Source organism: Paenibacillus sp. 01T422 (assembly GCF_056398785.1).
Map to the genome: position 1 here is coordinate 1 of NZ_JBFTQB010001325.1, position 1,185 is coordinate 1,185.

The 1,185-nt window shown below is 44.1% G+C and carries 1 protein-coding gene and 1 rRNA gene; both read right to left on the reverse strand.

All coding sequences use genetic code 11. The features are described from left to right. Window positions 1-147 (reverse strand): 16S ribosomal RNA (locus AC1DUA_RS38435); the annotation flags it as partial. Window positions 148-490: 343 nt separating this feature from the next. Further along, the coding region (locus tag AC1DUA_RS38440) for an amino acid--tRNA ligase-related protein (RefSeq protein ID WP_477504691.1) at window positions 491-1,185 on the reverse strand (695 nt) is incomplete at its 5' end.

Below are 1,185 nucleotides of genomic sequence, written 5' to 3' on the forward strand. Positions count from 1 at the left end.
TTTCCGATAGTTATCCCAGTCTTATAGGCAGGTTACCTACGTGTTACTCACCCGTCCGCCGCTAAGCACCGAAGTGCTCCGCTCGACTTGCATGTATTAGGCACGCCGCCAGCGTTCGTCCTGAGCCAGGATCAAACTCTCCATAATAGTGGACAATTGCTTGTCCGAATATCTGAAAGCTTAAAAGCTCATTGACTTGCTAGCGAGATTATTCATCTCTTATTTTGAACGATTTCTCGTCCGTGCTTACTCACTCGTTGTTCAGTTTTCAAAGATCAAGGACTCTTGTCCTACCCGCTCTCTTTCGAAAGCCGGAAGACCAATATACCATACTGAGTTTTTGTTTGCAACTTATTTTTTAAGTTGTTTTCAATTATTTCCTCGTTGTCCTCAGCGGCAACTTTTATAAGATACCACAGACGCTACAGACAATGCAAGTACTTTCGACAAAAAAATTCGAGGCACCTTAAGATGCCCCGAAATGGTTCCATTATTCTCCTTGACGCTCACGCATAAGCGGGAACAACAGTACATCGCGAATAGATGGGGCATTGGTCAATAGCATAACCAAACGGTCGATTCCTATTCCTAAACCACCTGTTGGCGGCATGCCGTATTCCAATGCACGAATGAAGTCCTCATCCATCTCATGAGCTTCATCATTCCCTTGCTCTTTCTCACGAAGTTGAGCCTCAAAACGCTCTCTTTGATCGATAGGATCGTTAAGCTCAGTAAATGCATTCGCATGCTCACGAGCAACGATAAAGAGCTCGAAGCGATCTGTGAAGCGCGGATCTTCCGGGTTCTTTTTGGCAAGCGGTGAAATTTCTAAAGGATGTCCATAAATAAAAGTTGGCTGTATCAGCGTCTCTTCTACAAACGTCTCAAAGAATTGGTTCAAAATATGACCAAATGTCATATGCGGCTCTACTTTCACGTTATGCTCTTTGGCTAAGCGATGCGCTTCCTCGTTCGTCATTTGAACACCGAAATCTACACCTTTAACTTCTTTAACCGCATCAACCATGGAGACACGTCTCCAGCCAACAGCCAGATCAACCACATAATCTCCGTAAGGAATCGATGTAGTACCAAGAACTTCTTGAGCGATATGCGCAATAAGCTCTTCAGTCAGCTTCATAATGTCTTTGTAGTCAGCATAAGCTTCGTACAGCTCAATCATTG